The sequence below is a fragment of the Massilia antarctica genome (genome assembly GCF_015689335.1).
Classification (GTDB): Bacteria; Pseudomonadota; Gammaproteobacteria; order Burkholderiales; family Burkholderiaceae_D; genus Telluria_A; species Telluria_A antarctica.
Genome location: NZ_CP065053.1, coordinates 366,902 through 383,848, shown reverse-complemented (window position 1 = coordinate 383,848; position 16,947 = coordinate 366,902). Strand labels below are relative to the sequence as shown.

Here is a 16,947-nt window from a genome sequence, read left to right as displayed (position 1 = left end):
CGGGGAAGCAGGCTGCTTTCCCGCCTTTGGCACGGCCAGTTTTACGCCTTGGCCGGTGCGGCGTCGGAACGGTAATTATCGACCATCTTGTAGCGCGTCGCATACCAGCCGAAGACGGCGGCGGCCACGAACGCAAAGCCGGCGAAGAAGTACATCTGGAAGGCAATGACGCTGAACCCGCTGGTGGCGATATGCGAGATCACCGCATCGTTCTTGATGCTGGCATTGACGATCAGGACCCACAGGCTGCCCACCGTGTTGGACAGGAACCAGAACGCCATGATCACGCCCTTCATCGATGGCGGCGACTGGCTGTACGCAAATTCGAGGCCGGTGGCCGCCACCAAGACTTCGCCGAAGGTGAGCAGCGCGTAGGGCAGCACTTGCCACGCCATCGAGGTTGGCGTGCCGCCGTCCATCTGCACCTGCAGGGCGCCGATCACGATCCACGACAGCGCCGAGAACACGATCCCGGTCGTCATGCGGCGCAGCGGGGACGGTTCGATGCCCATCTTGCGCAGCGCCGGGTACAGCACCAGGTTATTGAACGGGATCAGGATCATCACCAGCAGTGGATTGAGCGCCTGCATCTGGGCCGGCACGAACGTGAAGTCCTTGCCGAACAGGGTGAGGGTAGGAGGAATCATGGAGTTGGCCTGGACGATCCAGGTCGACGCCTTCTGGTCGAACAGCGAGTGGAACGGCGTCACCAGCGCAAACGCGATCAGGATGCGCAGTACCGCGCGCACGCCGTCCACTGCCACATCCGAATGCAGGCCGCGCGCGCGTTCAAGCTGCATCGAGGTACCGATGCCGCCGAAGGCCAGCAGCAGCACCAGGGCGGTGCAGGCGGCGATCACGAAACCCCATTGCGGCGACATGGCCAGCGATGCGACGGCGCCGGCCACGCCAAACATGGCCACCGCCAGCCCGGTGCGCGTCTGGCCAGGCTTGTGCGTCATGAGCGCGGTGCGCGCCACGCGGGTGAACGAGTCCGGGTCCGGCGGGGCGGGCGGAAGGTGGATGTATTTTTTGCGTCCCAGCCAGAACACGATGGTGGCGATGAACATCAGCACGCCGGGAATGCCGAAAGCGACCGCCGCGCCGTAATCGCGCAGGAAGATCGGCATCAGCAGCGAGGCGAAAAAGGAGCCGAAGTTGATCATCCAGTAGAACATGTCGTAGACGACTTTCGCCTTGTTCTTGTTGGTCTGGTCGAACTGGTCGCCCACGAACGACGAGATCAGGGGCTTGATGCCGCCCGAGCCGAGCGCGATCAGGAACAGGCCAGTGTAAAAGCCCTTGAGGCTATCTTCAAAGATCGCCAGGCAGGCGTGGCCCGCGCAGTACACGAGACTGAGCCAGAAGATGGTGTCGTATTTGCCGAAGAAGCGGTCGGCCAGCCAGCCGCCCAGCAGCGGGAAAAAGTAGACGCCGATGACGAAGGTGTGGAACACGTGCTTGGCTTCGCCGGTGCGGTCGGCGACCGGCATGAATAGCAGCAGGGTGCTGATCAGGAAGGGGGTGAGGATGTTGCGCATCCCGTAAAAACTGAATCGCTCGCATCCTTCCGTGCCCACGATGTACGGAATCTGGCGCGGCATCGGCCCGTTTCCGCTTTCTTTATCCAACTGCGACATGGGGACTCCCACTATATAAACAGATGGGATGCTAAGCCCAAGCCCGGAGGCTGGCAACAGGTATCGCTCCTCATGCGAACAGGCCGCCCGCCGACACCGTACGCGTCTTTACAGCGGCCCTTGTTGCCCTCCGGCGGAATGTAGTTAAACTACTGAATTGAAGCCATGCGTTGCGGCTGATTTTATATAAGTCATTGAAATAAAATGATATTTATGGATTTTAACGTTTTGTCTGGTAAATTGTAAAATCGCTCCAGTTAATGTATATTATGTACAAAAACTCACATGGACGCCCATCATGAACAAAGACGTTGCGCTGCACTCCGAACAAAATACGCCATGGTGGCGCGAGGCCATCATTTATCAGGTTTATCCCCGCAGTTTCCGTGATACCAATGGCGACGGTATCGGCGACCTGCCCGGCATTACCGAAAAACTCGACTACATCGCGGGGCTGGGTGCCGACATCGTCTGGATCTCGCCATTCTTTACCTCGCCGATGAAGGACTTCGGCTACGACGTCGCCGATTATTGCGACGTCGACCCGATGTTCGGCACCCTCGACGACTTCGACACCTTGATCGCCAGGGCGCACAGCCTGGGCCTGAAGATCATGATCGACCAGGTGCTGTCGCACACCGCCGACATCCACCCGTGGTTTGCCGAGAGCCGCAAGAGCCGCGACAATCCCAAGGCCGACTGGTACGTGTGGGCCGATCCGCTGGCGGACGGCAATCCGCCGAATAACTGGCTGTCGGTATTCGGCGGCTCGTCGTGGCAGTGGGACAGCCGGCGCAGGCAGTACTACCTGCACAACTTCCTGGTCAGCCAGCCGGACATGAATTTCCACCATCCCGAGGTGCAGCAGGCGCACCTGGACAACCTGCGCTTCTGGCTTGCGCGCGGCGTGGACGGCGTGCGCATGGACGCCTGCAATTTCCACTTCCACGATCCTGAACTGCGCAGCAATCCGGCCGCCACCAGCCGCGACACCTCCACCGTCACCGATGTGAACCCGTATGGCATGCAGGCCCACGTCTACGACAAGACGCGTCCGGAGAACCTGGCCTTCCTGCAAAAAATCCGCGTGCTGCTCGACGAATTCGGCGCGGTCGCCATCGGCGAAGTGGGCGCGGACGATGCGCTCGGCGTCATGGCCGACTACACCGCCGATGGCGACAAGCTGCACATGGCGTACAGCTTCAATCTGCTCACGCCCGAATTTTCGGCGGCGCACGTGCGGCGCCAGGTCGAGGAGTTCGAGGCGCGGGTCAAGGGTGGTTGGGCCTCGTGGTCGGTCGGTAACCATGACAGCATCCGCGTCATGACGCGCTGGGGCGGCGCCGCGCCGACCCATGCGCTGGCCAAGCTGGTGCTGGCGATGCAGCTCTCGCTCAAGGGCACTCCCTGCCTGTACCAGGGCGATGAGCTGGCGCTGACCGAGGCCGACGTGCCGTTCGAGCTGCTGCAGGACCCGTACGGCATCACCTTCTGGCCCGAGTTCAAGGGCCGCGACGGCTGCCGCACGCCGATTCCCTGGACCGCCGAACTGCCCAACGCCGGCTTCACCACCGGCACGCCATGGCTGCCGGTGGCGGAAGAACACATCGCCTCGGCCGCCAGCGCGCAGGAAACCGATCCGGACTCGCCGCTTAATTTCGCGCGCCGCATCATCGCCTGGCGCCGCCAGCAGCCGCAGCTCACGCGCGGCGAGATCGTTTTCTTCGACTCTCCCGAACCGGTGCTGGCGCTGCGCCGCGACCTGGCCGGCCACCCCAGCGTGCTGGCCGTGTTCAACCTCGGTCCCGACCCGGTCACCTACGAGTTTGCCGACGCTGCGGACGCGGTATCGATGATCGGCCACGGCCTGCATGGCGGCGCCGAAGGCGGCACGGTCACCCTGCCGGCCTATGGCGCCTGGTTCGGTACCAAGAACTGATGGACGAGCAGATTGATCCCGCGAAAGTCGGCCGCACGGCCTTTGCCGATGGCCCGCGCCTGCTGGCCGACATCGGCGCGACCCATGCGCGCTTCGCGCTGCAAACCGCGCCCGGCGTATTCCGCTCGGTGCGGGTGCTCAAGTGCGACGACTTCGAGGGCATCGTGGCGCTGCTGCGCTTTTACCTGGCCGACCATGCCGGCATGGTGCTGAACCACGCGGCGCTGGCGGTCGCCAATCCGGTCAACGGCGACCAAGTGCGCATGACCAACCGCGCCTGGGAGTTTTCCACCGACGCGGTGCGGCGCGAACTGGGGCTGCACACCTTATTGATCGTCAACGACTTCACGGCGCTGGCGATGGCGCTGCCGGGCCTGACGGCGGACGACCTGATGAAGATCGGCCCCGGCAATGCTGCCGGCAATGCCGTCATCGGCGTGCTCGGTCCCGGCACCGGCCTGGGCGTGTCGGGCGTGATTCCCACGGTCGATGGCTTCGTCACCCTCGGCAGCGAAGGAGGGCACGTCAATTTCGCACCGGCCGACGAGCGCGAATTCGCGATCCTGCAGTTTGCCTGGAAGGAGTGGCCGCACGTCTCGAACGAGCGCCTGATCTCCGGACCGGGCATGGAAATCATTTACCGCGCGCTGGCCCAGCGCAACGGCGTGGCGGCCGCTCCACGCGCCTCGCCCGAGATCATCGCCGGCGCCATCGACGACAAGGACCCGCTGTGCCTGGAGGTGATCGAGTGCTTCTGCGGTATGCTGGGCGGGGCCGCGGCCAATCTGGCGGTCACCCTGGGCGCGTTCGGCGGCATCTTCATCGGCGGGGGCATCGTGCCGCGCATGGGCGAGCTGTTCGCCAGCTCGCCGTTTCGCAGCCGCTTCGAGGCCAAGGGGCGCTTCTCGACCTACCTGGCCGACATTCCCACCTACGTCATCACCACGCCCAACCCGGCCTTCCACGGCGTGGCGACGATTTTGTCGGAGCACCTGCGCGGGCGCAGCGGCGCCAATACCCTGATGGAGCGGGTCCAGCACCTGCAGCACGAACTGACACCAGCCGAGCAGCGCGTGGCCAGCCTGGTGCTGGAGCAGCCGCGCCTTGTGCTCAACGAACCGATCGCCGATATCGCGCGTCTGGCGGAAGTGAGCCAGCCGACCGTGATCCGCTTTTGCCGCTCGCTCGGTTTCCTGGGCCTGGCCGACTTCAAGCTGCGCTTCGCCAGCAGCCTGACCGGCGCCATTCCGGTGCGCCACAGCCAGGTGCGCGGCGGCGACAGCACGCACGACGTGTCGGCCAAGGTGATCGACAACACTGTCTCGGCCATCCTCAAGTTCCGCGACCAGCTCGACGTGCGCGCGCTCGACCGCGCCATCGACCTGTTGACCCGCGCGCACCGGGTCGAGTTTTACGCGATGGGTAATTCGCGGGTGGTGGCGCTGGACGGCCAGCACAAGTTTTTCCGCTTCCGCATTCCGACCGCCTCGTATGGGGACTCGCACCTGTTCGCGCTCGCGGCCGAACTGCTCAAGCCGGGCGATGTGGTCATTGCGATTTCAAATTCGGGGCGCTTGCCCGAGCTGCTGGCGGCCGTCGATGCGGCGCGCGCGGCCGGCGCCGACGTGATTGCGATGACCAGCAGCGGCTCGCCCCTGGCCAAGAAGGCCACCGTGTGCCTGGCGGTCGACCACGCCGAGGATAGCACCAGCTTCCTGTCGATGATCTCGCGCATCATGCAGCTGCTGCTGATCGATATTCTGTCGGTCGGGATTTCGCTCGGCGCCGAGGGGCAGCCCGAGGGCGCCAAGCGGCACACGCAGATTTCGCACCTGGGCGGCTAGGGCAAGCCCACCCGTAGCGTCAAGGCGCCGGTGCCGGAGCTGTTTCGGGTGCCGCTTTTTTGGCGATGCGGTCCATCGGGCGCATGTCGGCGCGCCATTGGGCCAGTGTCAGCTGGCGGTCGTCGTTCATGTCATCGACCAGGATCTCGTCGCCTTGGGTGGCGACCAGAAAAGTCTCCCAGCGATGCGCCGCTTCCTGGCTGTTCTCGACAAAGCTCAGGCTCCAGTAGCTTTTTCCGTGGACGAGCTTTGTCGCACCGTCGTCATCGAGCAGCGCGCCGTGCGCGCTGCCGCCCGAGACCTTGGCGATATGCGCCGACCAGGCTTTCAGTTCCGGCAGCGCCATCAGCGCATCGATCGCCTGCTCTTTTGTGCGCGCCATCTGCGCCGCCGGCCTGGCCGCAGGCGCGGCCCTGGCGGCAGCCGACGCCGACGCCTGCACGGATTCATGGTGCTTGTGGTACAGCACGGCACCCACGCCGATCAGGGCGATCAGGGCAAACAGCAGGACTACTTTTTTGGACGATCCGGACATAGATGTGGGCGGCTGGAACACGTTGATGTAGCGGCCATACTACGCCAAAACTATACGAGCGGCAACATGACCAGCGGCCCAGGCCACGGCATCCTCCAGCCGGTCGTTGCCCCAGAACATCTCGTCCCCGGCAAAGAACATGGGTGCGCCGAACACGCCGCGGCGCAGGGCTTCGTCGCCCTGGGCGCGCATGGCCAGCTTGTTCTCGTCGCTGCCGGCGCTTGTGATCAGGGCGGCGGCGTCCAGGCCCAGCGCGGCGAGCACCTCGCCGACCAGGGCCGGATCGTCGATCTCGCGGTCGTCGACAAAATTGCACTGCATGATGCGCCGGCAAAATGCGCCTGTCCACGCTTCGCCGGCGCCAAGCAAGGCGACGCGCAGCGGCAGCAGCGCGCGCCGCGGGAAGGCGCCCGGCTGCGTCCAGGGCAAGCCGTATTTGTCGCACTGGCGCTGCATGTCGCGCCACACGTAAGCGCCTTTTTCCTTTTGCAGCACGAAGGGCGAGGTGCTCCAGCCGAAGGCCTTGAATACGGGGCCCAGTAAAAATGGCTTCCACAGCACGCGCACGCCGTGCGCGGCGGCCAGCGCCTCGATGCGCATGGTGCTCAGGTAGCTGTAATTGCTGCCGAAATCAAACCAGAATTCGATCTGCGGATCATTGACAGTCATGGCGTCTCCCTGCATGGTTCATCGTAAATGACGAGGCAGCGCGCTTCGATGCTCACGCGCGGTGGCACGCCGGGCGGCGCGTCCGGATGGTCGAACGCCGCGTGTGGCGTGAAGCGGGCGACCCCGCTGCGTTGGGAATCATACTGCTTCAAGACCAGCGCCTCGTCTGGATGCATGGCCGAAAAATAGAACCAGCGGTGGCGCGCCGCGTGACGCGCCAGATAGATCTCGCCGGTGCGGCGCGGATAGCGCACCTCGGCCTCGACCAGGTCCTGCGCGGCGACGCTGCGGGCATCGCATACGGCCAGCGGCGTATCGAGCACCGGCGCGCGGATCGAGCGCCACACATTGACGATGCTGTAGCGCCGTCCCCGCAGCTGCGCCGCCAATTCGCCGAAGACCAGGCCAAGGCGCTTGTCTCCGGACTGCTCGGTGTAGTCGTTGTGGACGCAGCCGTTCGGGCCCGCCGGCTCGCCCCGGGCCGCACGTCCGAACCCGGGTGCGCCGGCGCCAGGGCGGCAGTGGCGCACCAGATGGTCGAACACGCGGGCGCGGGTCGCGCCGGTCACGGCGCAGGCCAGTTCGGCCACCTCGGGATAATACAATCGCACGATGTCGCCTTCAGACAGAAAGCTGCGCTTGTCGACCGCCGCCTCGCGCAGGAGGAAGCCGTCGGCATCCAGCGACGGGGCGCTTGCCAGCAGCCGGGCGTCGCCGATGCGCACCATGCGGCGGTCGGCCTGGTAGTTCTGCCATGGCTGGCCGGGCGGCGGTTCGCAGGCATAGTTGAACGGGTTTCCCGCAGGGGGATGCATGTAGGCGAGCGTGGCCTGTACTGATCCGGCTGGTGCGGGCAGGGCAAAGGTGGGGTTCATGCGTGGGTCTCCCGGAGCGTCGCCGGGACCATTCCCGTTCGACCCGTTCATTGAACCGCGCCGGCGGCCTGCGCTCAAGCGCAGAACACGCCGCGCTCGCATGCATCCAGCGCATGCGTAGGGTGGACACGCTTCAGTGGCCGGCGGCCGCTTCGCCAACGATCCAGTCGATCACCGCGCCGACCTCGGCGCGCGGCCGGGCAGCGGCGCGCACCAGCCAGTAGGCATGTTCGCATGCATGGACGGGGCCGGCGCACGGCAATTGCACCAGCCGGCCCGCGCGCAGCATCGGTTCGATCAGCTGGAGGCGCCCAAGTGCGATGCCATGGCCGGCCAGGGCCGACTGGATCACCTGGTCATACTGATTGAAGCGCAGGATGCTTTTCGCTCCGGCCAGGCTTGGCCCGGCTGCCTGCGGCCAGCTCTCCCAGTGCAGCCAGGGTTGTCCCGGATGATCGAATTCGAGCAAGGTGTGCCCGGCCAGATCGGCCGGGCCGTCAACGCGCGCGATGCCGAGCGAGGGGTGGGCCACCGGCGCGATCGTTTCGCGAAACAGCAAGGTGGCATTGGGCGCTACGGCGGCCAGCGGCGCGTAGCGGATCGCCAGGTCGAGCCCTTCGCGCTCCAGGTCCTGGAGGCGGTTGTTGGCGGCCACGCGCAAATCGATGCCGGGGTGCTGCTGCTGGAAGCTTCCCAGCCGCGGCAGCAGCCACAGGCCGGTCACCCCGATGCTCGCGCTCAGCGCCACCTGGTCGTTGTGCGCCGGGGGCTTGATGGCGGCGCAGGCATCCTGCAATTGCTGAAGCGCGCCGTCGGCGCTCTGGAACAGCCTTGCGCCGGCCGGCGTGAAGGCGATCGCGCGATGGGTGCGCACGAACAGGCGCACGCCGAGCCGCTGTTCGAGCGCCTGGATCTGGCGGCTCAGGGCCGACTGGGTCAGGCACAGGTCGGCGGCCGCCAGGGTGATGCTCATGCGCCGTCCGACCGCCACGAAACCGCGCAGCGGCTCCATCATGGATGCCAGCGCAACCAGCGAATCGGACATGACGCCTCCTCATGCAAAACGCCAGCATACCAGCGCCCGCTGTCGGCGATGATATCTGCCTGATTGTCAATGAGGCAAGTTCGGGTTACAGTCGTCGCTCTACTTCACACAGGGATTGCCCCATGCGACACCTCCTGAGCGCGTTCGCCGTTTCCCTGGCATGTGCGCTGCCGGCCATCGTCAACGCCGAAGCTGGCAAGGTCCAGTTCGCGACCGAAGTGTTTTTCGACAGCGGCAGCGCGCGCCTGTCGGCCGATGCGCTATCGATTCTCGATCAGGTCATCAGCAAGAGCGGCGAGCTCGATCCGGAGCTGATCATGGCGATCGGCCATACCGATGAACTGCCGAGCGACGCCAGAGCGCAGACCTTGTCGGTGCAGCGCGCCGAAGCGGTAAAAAGATACCTGGCCGATAAAGGATTCGAGCGCATCCGCATCTACACCGAAGGCAAGGCCAAGCGCCTGCCCGTGGCCGGCAACGATACGCGCGAAGGGCGCGCCCGCAATAACCGGGTCGAAGTGCAACTGGTGGGGCCGCGCGCCGCAGCCGCCGGACACTGACCGCACAGGCCTCAAAGCGCCTGCGACGCCGGGGCGCGCCACTTCCGGGCCGGCTATCCGGGCGCCCGGCGCGGCGCGGCGGGACGGGCCTGGAACCTCGTTTCCCTGCCTGGCGCGGCATCGGACACCAGCCTGAACGAATCGACCAGGCGCGCCAGCTTGAGCGCCTGTTCCTGCATTTGCGCGGCCGCCGCCGCCGCCTCTTCCACGACCGCGGCGTTCCTCTGGGTGATCTCATCCATCTGCGACACGGCTTGGGTGACCTGGTCGATGCCCTCGCTTTGCTCGCTGCTGGCCAGGCTGATGTCGTTGACGATGCCGGCCACCTGCTGGACCGATGTCACGATCTGCTCCATGGTCTTTCCCGCACTGTCGACCAAGGTGGTGCCGGCATCGACCTTGTCGACCGTGTCGTTGATCAGCGCCTTGATTTCCCTGGCGGCCGTGGCCGAGCGTTGCGCCAGGGTGCGCACCTCGCTGGCCACCACCGCGAAGCCGCGGCCTTGCTCGCCGGCGCGGGCCGCCTCCACCGCCGCGTTCAGCGCCAGGATGTTGGTCTGGAACGCGATGCTGTCGATGACGCTGATGATGTCGACGATCTTGCGCGAACTGTCCCGTATCGATCCCATGGTGCCGACGACCTGGGAAACCGCATGGCCGCCCTGGACGGCCGTGGTGGCGGCGGCCGTGGCCAACAGCTTGGCCTGGCGCGCATTGTCCGCATTCTGTTTCACCGTGCTGCTGATCTCTTCCATCGACGATGCCGTTTCTTCGAGCGAGCTGGCCTGGGCTTCGGTGCGCGCCGACAGGTCGGCATTGCCTGCCGCGATGTCGCTGGCGCCATCGCCGACGATGCCGGTCACTTCCTTGATCTGGCCGACCAGCAGCCTGACATTGGTCTGCAATACCCCGAGCGCACCGAGTACGCGGGAGAGCTCGTCGTTGCCGCCGGCATCGATGCGGCCGGTCAGGTCGCCCTCGCTCATGCGCTCGATCTCGCTCCGGGCGCGCAACAGGGGAGGCACGACGGCGCGATACAGCAACCATCCCGACAGCAGGCTCACACACAGTCCGAGCGCCGCCGTCAGCCGCGCCGCGCCGCCGTGCGCGCCCAGGCTCACGCCGAACAGCAGCGCCACCAGCAAGGTCGAGGCGACGATGCGCGCTCCCAGCGACAACCTGGAGGACAGGTTCAGGCGGCGCAGCGCCGAGTGGCGCAGCACGGCGCCGGCGCGCACTTCGAGCCCGCCGCGACCGTCTTTGATCGCGCGGTAGGCTTGCTCGGCGGCGCTGACTTGTGCACGGCTGGGCTTGGCGCGAATCGAGGTAAAACCCACGATGCGGCCTTGCTCGATCATCGGCGCCGCGGTCGCTTCCACCCAATAGAAGTCGCCGTTCTTGCAGCGGTTCTTGACCAGCCCGGTCCATGCCTTGCCGCTCTGGATGGTGCGCCAGAAATCGGCAAAGGCCTCGGCCGGCATGTCCGGGTGGCGTACCAAGTTCTGCGGAGATCCGATCAGTTCGGCTTCGCTGAAACCGCTGATGCGGATGAAATCGAGATTCACATAAGTGATGTTGCCCTGCAAATCAGTTTTGGAAACAATCGTCTCGCTGGCGCGAAGGATGTACTCGACCTTACTCACGGGTGTATTGTTGCGCATTGCTGTGGTTCCCCAGAATGATATGTATGTACGCCGATAAAATTTCCTCATGGATACATTTAACATGCGGCTGCTTGAAAAACCAGCTGTTACGTCTAAATCAATACCATCTGTAAACTTTGTATCAGCCTTGCTACAACCGGAACTACCCTTGTGACGTTGCAGGCAAGCTTGCCGCAAAGGTAAAAAGCCCGCGCGGCGGGGACCGTACGGGCTCTATTACAGAGAAAATTCAGTCATGAAAAAAGCCTGCAAGGCGCAAACCTTGCAGGCTCTTCGATGACCCCGGAGGCGGACCAGCCGCTCCGGCGTATCAGGCAATTACATCATGCCGTCCATACCGCCCATGCCGCCCATGCCACCCATGCCGCCCATGCCGCCGGCTGGCTTGTCTTCCGCCAGTTCGCAGACCATGGCGTCGGTGGTGAGCATCAGGCCAGCGATCGATGCTGCGTTTTGCAGTGCCGAGCGGGTGACTTTCGCTGGATCCAGAACACCCATTTCGACCATGTCGCCGTAGGTGCCGTTGGCCGCGTTGTAGCCGTAGTTGCCGGAACCGGCCAACACTGCTGCAACCACCACCGACGATTCTTCGCCAGCGTTTTGAACGATCATGCGCAGTGGCTCTTCCATGGCGCGCAGGACGATCTTGATGCCGGCTTCCTGGTCAGGATTGTCGCCTTTGACCTTGATGTTGGCACGTGCGCGCAGCAGGGCAACGCCGCCGCCAGGAACGATGCCTTCTTCCACGGCAGCGCGGGTAGCGTGCAGTGCATCTTCAACGCGGGCTTTCTTTTCTTTCATTTCGACTTCGGTGGCTGCGCCAACCTTGATCACGGCAACGCCGCCTGCCAGCTTGGCAACGCGTTCTTGCAGTTTTTCACGGTCGTAGTCGGAAGTCGCTTCTTCGATCTGGACGCGCACTTGCTTGACGCGCGCTTCGATCGCTTCAGCCTGGCCGGCACCGTCGATGATGATGGTGTTTTCCTTGCCCACTTCAACGCGCTTGGCCTGGCCGAGTTCTGCCAGGGTGACCTTTTCCAGGGTCAGGCCGACTTCTTCAGCGATGACCTGGCCGCCGGTCAGGACAGCGATGTCTTCCAGCATGGCCTTGCGGCGGTCGCCGAAGCCAGGGGCCTTGACTGCGCAGGTTTTCAGGATGCCGCGGATGTTGTTCACAACCAGGGTGGCCAGTGCTTCGCCTTCGATGTCTTCGGCGATGATCAGCAGTGGACGGCCGGCTTTGGCGACTTGTTCCAGGATCGGCAGCAGATCGCGGATGTTCGAGATCTTCTTGTCGCACAGCAGGACGAACGGGCTATCCTGGATGGCAACTTGCTTGTCCGGGTTGTTGATGAAGTAAGGCGACAGGTAGCCGCGGTCGAACTGCATGCCTTCGACGATGTCGAGTTCATCGTTCAGGGACTTGCCGTCTTCAACGGTGATGACGCCTTCCTTGCCGACTTTTTCCATCGCTTCAGCAATGCGCTCGCCGATCGAGTAGTCCGAGTTGGCGGAGATCGCGCCAACCTGGGCGATTTCCTTGGTGGTGGTGCATGGCTTGGCGATCTTGGCCAGCTCTTCGACGGTGGCAGCGACTGCCTTGTCGATGCCGCGCTTGAGATCCATTGGGTTCATGCCGGCGGCAACGAACTTCATGCCTTCGCGTACGATGGCTTGGGCCAGCACGGTCGCGGTGGTGGTGCCGTCGCCGGCGTTGTCGCTGGTGCGGGAAGCAACTTCCTTGACCATTTGCGCGCCCATGTTCATGAGCTTGTCTTTGAGTTCGATTTCCTTGGCGACCGAGACACCGTCCTTGGTGACGGTCGGCGCGCCGAACGAGCGCTCGAGCACCACGTTGCGGCCTTTCGGGCCCAGGGTGACTTTGACTGCGTTGGCCAGGATATTGACGCCTTCAACCATTTTGGCGCGCGCTGCGTCGCCGAATACTACATCTTTAGCTGCCATGTTTATTTTCTCCGTTGTGCGTAGATTTCTATCGCGTGGAATTCTTGATGAAAGGTCGTGCGCGGACCGGGAAATTTTCCCGATCCAGACTGATTACTTGACCAGGACGGCCATGATGTCTTCTTCACGCATCACCAGCAGCTCTTCGCCGTCGACCTTGACGGTCTGGCCGGAGTATTTGCCGAACAGGACGCGGTCGCCGACTTTCACTTCCAGCGCGCGTACTTTGCCGTCATCCTGGACTTTACCGTTGCCGACAGCCAAGATTTCGCCTTGATCCGGTTTTTCAGCAGCTGCGTCAGGAATGATGAGGCCGGACGCAGTTTTGGTTTCCTGGTCGAGACGCTTGACGATAACGCGATCGTGCAATGGGCGAAGGTTCATGCAAAACTCCTTAATATTCAGTGGTTTAGTAGCTATTGGTCAGGACCGCCACAGGCGTTCCCGGTGTTTCAACATGCCTCGCGGTGTTGCCGCGGAGACTAGAAAGAGTTGTTAGCACTCTCTACTAACGAGTGCTAATTATAGGGACGGTCAAGGGGTTTTTCAAGGCGTCCCGTTGACTATTTAACAGACGAGCTTGATCTGGCGCAAAGGATGGGCCCGCGGAGAGCGCCGAAATCGGCGCCATCTCAAGGGTGGGCGCCGCCGCTTCCGGCCGCGCCTCCTTACATCCCCTTACATCAATCGTCTACCCCTGTTGCTGATTCGGTTGACGGACTTTCCTTCACACCCCTATAGTTACGGGATGATTTCTGAATTCACCGAACTGTCCGACAAAATCGACCGGCTTGCCGAGTTGACCCTCTCACTGCGCGCCGAGAATACTCAGCTGCGGCAATGGAATACGCAGGTGCGCCAATCGAACGCGCAACTGTTCGCCGAAAAGGAGGCTTGCCTGGTGCGCCTGAATGAAGTGCAGCGCCGGGTCGAGGCGCTGCTGGCCCAGATGCCCGATCCGAACGGCGTGACCGTGGCCACCGTGCCGGCGGCACAGGGCGGGGGCGTGCAATGATCCAGCTGAACGTGATGATCATGGGAAGCTCGTATCGCCTGGTCTGCAAGGAGGGAGAAGAACGCACCCTGCAGGAAGCGGTCAGTTATCTGGACGGGAAAATGTGCGCCCTGCGCGATTCGGGCAAGGTCAAGGGAAACGACCGCATCGCCGTCATGGCCGCGCTCAATATGGCGGCCGAATTCCTGTCGGTGAGAACGCCGCAAGGACCGCTTTCCGAAATGACGATTTTGGAAGTCAAGCAGAAACTGACCGACATGCACACCGTCCTCGATAACGCCCTGACCCCGCAGGAAAATCTGTTCTGAGACTAATTTCGTTTGACATGACGGCACATCGGAGTAAACTCCGTCTCACCCTGCGGTGTTCGCGATTGCCATATATTCCTTGAACCATTTATGTGCACAGGTTGCGGAATTTTGTTCGATGGGAGTGAGCGTCGCTTGTCCGACGAACCCGAAATTGGACTGACTGCGACCGCCTTGAACCATTAGGTTCAGGATGCCGGTAAAGACGGCACAGGCGGGGTTTTGAATTGTCCAGGCGGTTGCAAGCATTCGGTGCGCAACCGTTTTTTTATGGGCGCGCGCTTTTTCCGCCGGCGCCCCCGGAGCGACTATATGGCTTACTGGCTGATGAAGTCCGAACCGGACGAAGTGAGTATCGACGATGTGCTGGCCGCGCCGGCGCGCACGGTGGCCTGGTTCGGCGTGCGCAATTACCAGGCCCGCAATTTTCTGCGCGACACCATGCGCGCGGGCGACCTGGCGCTGTTCTATCATTCCAGCTGCGCCGAACCGGGCATCGCCGGCATCGTCGAGGTGTGTTCGCCCGCCTATCCGGACACGACCCAGTTCGACCCCGCCAGCCCTTACCACGATCCCAAGGCCACGCCTGAACAGCCGCGCTGGACCAGCGTCGACGTGCGCGCCGTGCGCAAGACCGCTCTGCTGAGCCTGAAAGAGCTGCGCACCATTCCCGCGCTGGCCGGCATGCGCCTCCTGGCCAAAGGGAGCCGCCTGTCGATCATGCCGGTCGAGCCGGACGAATGGCGCACCATCGAGGCCATGCTCGGCCAGCCCTAGCGAACCTTACCTTATCGGCTACAGGGCTTGGCGCGCAGGCGGCGCTGCGATGGCGTACCCATGCCTGCCCCGCCAGCAGGGCGGCTCGACTGTCCAGTCGGGGCCGGGAATGCGCCGTTGTCTGTACGCCACCCGGGCAGATTGTTTTCCCAAATAGTAATTGCTATGGGTAAATAACGTAGATAAGCTTGATTGGTCTCATCCGATACCGTAGCGCTTGCCGCTCTCCCTCCGCCCCCGCCCCCGGTGACGGGACACAGTATCGGAATCGCTTCCCAGGCCCCCATTCCCGCGGCCGCAGCAAGCCGTCGCCACCTCCCTTGTTTTGCCCGAAGCGCCGCTGCGCACGTCCGTGCCGGTACAGCCTGACAGTCTTTTTAGCATAGGATCTCCTGTGAAAAACACCCGCTACAATATCGGTACCCGGCTCGGCCTCGCCTTTGCCGTCCTGCTCGCCATGACCGTGACCCTGGCCGGCATCGGCCTGACCTCCCTCAATACGGTGCAGGCCCACTTGCAGCTGATCGTCCAGGGCGACATGCAGCGCATGGAGCAGCTGCACCGGATGTCGGAATCGGTGCATATCGTCGCCCGCGTGGCGCGCACCCTGGTGCTGCTCGACGACCAGGCGATCATGGACCGCGAAAACGTCAAGATCGTCCAGGCGCGCGAGCATTACACCGAAGCGTTCGAGGGCTTCGCCCGCACCCAAGGCAGCGCCGAGGACCGGCAATTCGTCGCCAACCTGCCGCAGTTGCAGCAAGTGGCCAGGGCGCTCAACGATGAAGTCATCGTCCTGGCGCGGGCCGGCAAGGATGCCGAGGCGACCGCCTTGCTGCTGGCGCGCTCCGGCCCGGCCACCCAAGCCTGGCAAGACGCGCTGGCCGCGCACATCAAGGTGCAGCGCAAGGACATCGACGCCGGCGTGGCGGACTCGCACGCCAGTTACGAGCGGGCGCGCATCCTGACCCTGACACTGAGCGCGCTGGCGCTGGCGATCGGCGCCCTGCTGGCCTGGAGGGTGACCCGTTCCATCACCGTGCCGATCAATGCGGCCGTGCTGGTGGCGCAGACGGTGGCGGCGGGCGACCTGACCAGTACCATCGAAGGCCACGAGGGCGATGAAACGGGGTGCCTGATGCTCGCGCTCAAGGACATGAACGATAGCCTGGCCAATATCGTCGGCCAGGTGCGCGGCGGCACCGCCAGCATGAGCGCCGCCTCGGGCGACATCGCACGCGGCAACGAGGATCTGTCCTCGCGCACCGAGCAGCAAGCCAGTGCGCTGGAAGAGACTGCGTCATCGATGGAAGAGATGACCTCGACCACGCGCCAGAATGCCGACAACGCGCGCCAGGCCAATGTGCTGGCGGCATCGGCATCCAAGGTGGCGCAAAAGGGCGGCGCCGTGGTGGCCCAGGTGGTCGAGACGATGAATGGCATTAACGATGCATCGCGCAAGATTGTCGATATCATCTCGGTGATCGACGGGATCGCTTTCCAGACCAATATCCTGGCCCTGAACGCCGCCGTGGAAGCGGCCCGGGCGGGCGAGCAGGGCCGCGGCTTTGCCGTGGTCGCGTCCGAAGTGCGCAACCTGGCGCAGCGCTCGGCGGCGGCGGCCAAGGAAATCAAGGTCTTGATCGGCGACTCGGTGGAGAAGGTCGATTTCGGCTCGGCACTGGTCGGCAAGGCCGGCAGTACCATGGACGAGATCGTCGCCAGCGTGCAGCGCGTGACCGACATCATGGCCGAGATCAGCTCGGCCAGCGCCGAACAGGAAGCCGGCATCGCCCAGATCAACCAGGCCATCAGCGGGATGGACGCCACCACGCAGCAGAACGCGGCGCTGGTCGAGCAAGCCGCCGCCGCCGCCGGATCGCTGCAGGAGCAGTCGGCCAATCTGGTGGAAGTGGTCAGCGTGTTCCAGCTCGGGCACGCGCTGGCCGGGACAGCGGCGGCGCGCCGCGCCAGGGCCCCGGCGCTGCGTGTGGCGCTGGACGCGCCCCAGCTGCAGGCCGCCTGAGCCGGACCGACCGGGCGCCGGTGCGCTCGGGCGTTGCGCTGTAGAATACTTGCCAAGGCAAGTCGCGGAATGGCTTGCTATTGAC

Annotated in this window: 15 protein-coding genes and 1 other RNA gene; 8 read left to right on the top strand and 8 right to left on the bottom strand. The window is 63.9% G+C overall.

The features are described from left to right. Positions 1-41: 41 nt before the first annotated feature. Positions 42-1,604, bottom strand: coding sequence for a POT-type proton-dependent oligopeptide transporter (locus tag IV454_RS01785; protein ID WP_206092500.1), 1,563 nt, complete (start codon positions 1,602-1,604; stop codon positions 42-44). 334 nt (positions 1,605-1,938) lie between these two features. Between IV454_RS01785 and IV454_RS01780 the strand changes: the two genes are divergently transcribed. Both IV454_RS01780 and IV454_RS01775 read left to right on the top strand, forming a co-directional pair. Beyond that, the gene (locus IV454_RS01780) at positions 1,939-3,579 is read left to right on the top strand and encodes an alpha-amylase family glycosyl hydrolase (protein WP_206089933.1); all 1,641 of its coding nucleotides are present in this window, start codon (positions 1,939-1,941) and stop codon (positions 3,577-3,579) included. Then, positions 3,579-5,423 (top strand): glucokinase, encoded by a 1,845-nt coding sequence (locus tag IV454_RS01775; RefSeq protein ID WP_206089932.1) that lies wholly within the window; start codon positions 3,579-3,581, stop codon positions 5,421-5,423. The genes IV454_RS01780 and IV454_RS01775 overlap by 1 nt, the downstream gene beginning before the upstream one ends. Before the next feature lie 19 nt (positions 5,424-5,442). On the opposite strand, the gene IV454_RS01770 is transcribed toward IV454_RS01775, so the two are convergent. The 4 genes from IV454_RS01770 to IV454_RS01755 form a co-directional block, all read right to left on the bottom strand. Then, positions 5,443-5,958, bottom strand: a complete 516-nt coding sequence (locus IV454_RS01770) for a hypothetical protein (protein WP_206089931.1) — start codon at positions 5,956-5,958, stop codon at positions 5,443-5,445. A 39-nt stretch (positions 5,959-5,997) separates the two neighbouring features. Continuing rightward, a complete protein-coding gene (locus tag IV454_RS01765; RefSeq protein ID WP_206089930.1) occupies positions 5,998-6,627 on the bottom strand; it encodes a 2-hydroxychromene-2-carboxylate isomerase in 630 nt (209 codons plus the stop codon). Then, the gene (locus IV454_RS01760) at positions 6,624-7,502 is read right to left on the bottom strand and encodes a CmcJ/NvfI family oxidoreductase (protein ID WP_206089929.1); all 879 of its coding nucleotides are present in this window, start codon (positions 7,500-7,502) and stop codon (positions 6,624-6,626) included. The genes IV454_RS01765 and IV454_RS01760 overlap by 4 nt, the downstream gene beginning before the upstream one ends. 133 nt (positions 7,503-7,635) lie before the next feature. Further along, positions 7,636-8,547, bottom strand: coding sequence for a LysR substrate-binding domain-containing protein (locus IV454_RS01755; RefSeq protein WP_206089928.1), 912 nt, complete (start codon positions 8,545-8,547; stop codon positions 7,636-7,638). A 122-nt stretch (positions 8,548-8,669) separates the two neighbouring features. Between IV454_RS01755 and IV454_RS01750 the strand changes: the two genes are divergently transcribed. Continuing rightward, a complete protein-coding gene (locus tag IV454_RS01750; RefSeq protein ID WP_206089927.1) occupies positions 8,670-9,107 on the top strand; it encodes an OmpA family protein in 438 nt (145 codons plus the stop codon). Positions 9,108-9,160: 53 nt separating this feature from the next. Here IV454_RS01750 and IV454_RS33285 read toward each other — a convergent pair whose 3' ends face one another. From IV454_RS33285 to groES, 3 genes are all read right to left on the bottom strand, one after another. Next, positions 9,161-10,768 (bottom strand): methyl-accepting chemotaxis protein, encoded by a 1,608-nt coding sequence (locus tag IV454_RS33285; protein ID WP_206089926.1) that lies wholly within the window; start codon positions 10,766-10,768, stop codon positions 9,161-9,163. A 321-nt stretch (positions 10,769-11,089) separates the two neighbouring features. Next, a complete protein-coding gene (gene groL / locus IV454_RS01740; RefSeq protein WP_206089924.1) occupies positions 11,090-12,736 on the bottom strand; it encodes a chaperonin GroEL in 1,647 nt (548 codons plus the stop codon). A 93-nt stretch (positions 12,737-12,829) separates the two neighbouring features. Next, positions 12,830-13,120, bottom strand: coding sequence for a co-chaperone GroES (groES, locus tag IV454_RS01735; RefSeq protein WP_054264305.1), 291 nt, complete (start codon positions 13,118-13,120; stop codon positions 12,830-12,832). Between the two features lie 364 nt (positions 13,121-13,484). On the opposite strand from groES, the gene IV454_RS01730 reads away from it, so the two are divergent. From IV454_RS01730 to IV454_RS01710, 5 genes are all read left to right on the top strand, one after another. After that, positions 13,485-13,751: a hypothetical protein gene (locus IV454_RS01730; RefSeq protein ID WP_206089922.1), complete on the top strand. Its 267-nt coding sequence runs from the start codon at positions 13,485-13,487 to the stop codon at positions 13,749-13,751. Continuing rightward, a complete protein-coding gene (locus tag IV454_RS01725; protein ID WP_206089921.1) occupies positions 13,748-14,059 on the top strand; it encodes a cell division protein ZapA in 312 nt (103 codons plus the stop codon). The genes IV454_RS01730 and IV454_RS01725 overlap by 4 nt, the downstream gene beginning before the upstream one ends. Before the next feature lie 44 nt (positions 14,060-14,103). Next, a non-coding RNA gene (ssrS, locus tag IV454_RS01720) (6S RNA) lies at positions 14,104-14,284 on the top strand. Positions 14,285-14,371: 87 nt separating this feature from the next. Continuing rightward, positions 14,372-14,836 carry an EVE domain-containing protein gene (locus IV454_RS01715; protein WP_206089920.1) on the top strand — a complete coding sequence of 155 codons (465 nt, stop codon included), beginning with the start codon at positions 14,372-14,374 and terminating at the stop codon, positions 14,834-14,836. A gap of 394 nt (positions 14,837-15,230) precedes the next feature. Then, positions 15,231-16,862 carry a methyl-accepting chemotaxis protein gene (locus IV454_RS01710; protein ID WP_206089913.1) on the top strand — a complete coding sequence of 544 codons (1,632 nt, stop codon included), beginning with the start codon at positions 15,231-15,233 and terminating at the stop codon, positions 16,860-16,862. The last annotated feature ends 85 nt before the right edge of the window (positions 16,863-16,947 follow it).

Excerpts from the sequence above, each read along its gene's own strand:
- IV454_RS01785 (WP_206092500.1), bottom strand. The coding sequence starts at position 1,604 with ATGCCGCGCCAGATTCCGTACATCGTGGGCACGGAAGGATGCGAGCGA.
- IV454_RS01780 (WP_206089933.1), top strand. The coding sequence starts at position 1,939 with ATGAACAAAGACGTTGCGCTGCACTCCGAACAAAATACGCCATGGTGG.
- IV454_RS01775 (WP_206089932.1), top strand. The coding sequence starts at position 3,579 with ATGGACGAGCAGATTGATCCCGCGAAAGTCGGCCGCACGGCCTTTGCC.
- IV454_RS01770 (WP_206089931.1), bottom strand. The coding sequence starts at position 5,958 with ATGTCCGGATCGTCCAAAAAAGTAGTCCTGCTGTTTGCCCTGATCGCC.
- IV454_RS01765 (WP_206089930.1), bottom strand. The coding sequence starts at position 6,627 with ATGACTGTCAATGATCCGCAGATCGAATTCTGGTTTGATTTCGGCAGC.
- IV454_RS01760 (WP_206089929.1), bottom strand. The coding sequence starts at position 7,502 with ATGAACCCCACCTTTGCCCTGCCCGCACCAGCCGGATCAGTACAGGCC.
- IV454_RS01755 (WP_206089928.1), bottom strand. The coding sequence starts at position 8,547 with ATGTCCGATTCGCTGGTTGCGCTGGCATCCATGATGGAGCCGCTGCGC.
- IV454_RS01750 (WP_206089927.1), top strand. The coding sequence starts at position 8,670 with ATGCGACACCTCCTGAGCGCGTTCGCCGTTTCCCTGGCATGTGCGCTG.
- IV454_RS33285 (WP_206089926.1), bottom strand. The coding sequence starts at position 10,768 with ATGCGCAACAATACACCCGTGAGTAAGGTCGAGTACATCCTTCGCGCC.
- groL (WP_206089924.1), bottom strand. The coding sequence starts at position 12,736 with ATGGCAGCTAAAGATGTAGTATTCGGCGACGCAGCGCGCGCCAAAATG.
- groES (WP_054264305.1), bottom strand. The coding sequence starts at position 13,120 with ATGAACCTTCGCCCATTGCACGATCGCGTTATCGTCAAGCGTCTCGAC.
- IV454_RS01730 (WP_206089922.1), top strand. The coding sequence starts at position 13,485 with ATGATTTCTGAATTCACCGAACTGTCCGACAAAATCGACCGGCTTGCC.
- IV454_RS01725 (WP_206089921.1), top strand. The coding sequence starts at position 13,748 with ATGATCCAGCTGAACGTGATGATCATGGGAAGCTCGTATCGCCTGGTC.
- IV454_RS01715 (WP_206089920.1), top strand. The coding sequence starts at position 14,372 with ATGGCTTACTGGCTGATGAAGTCCGAACCGGACGAAGTGAGTATCGAC.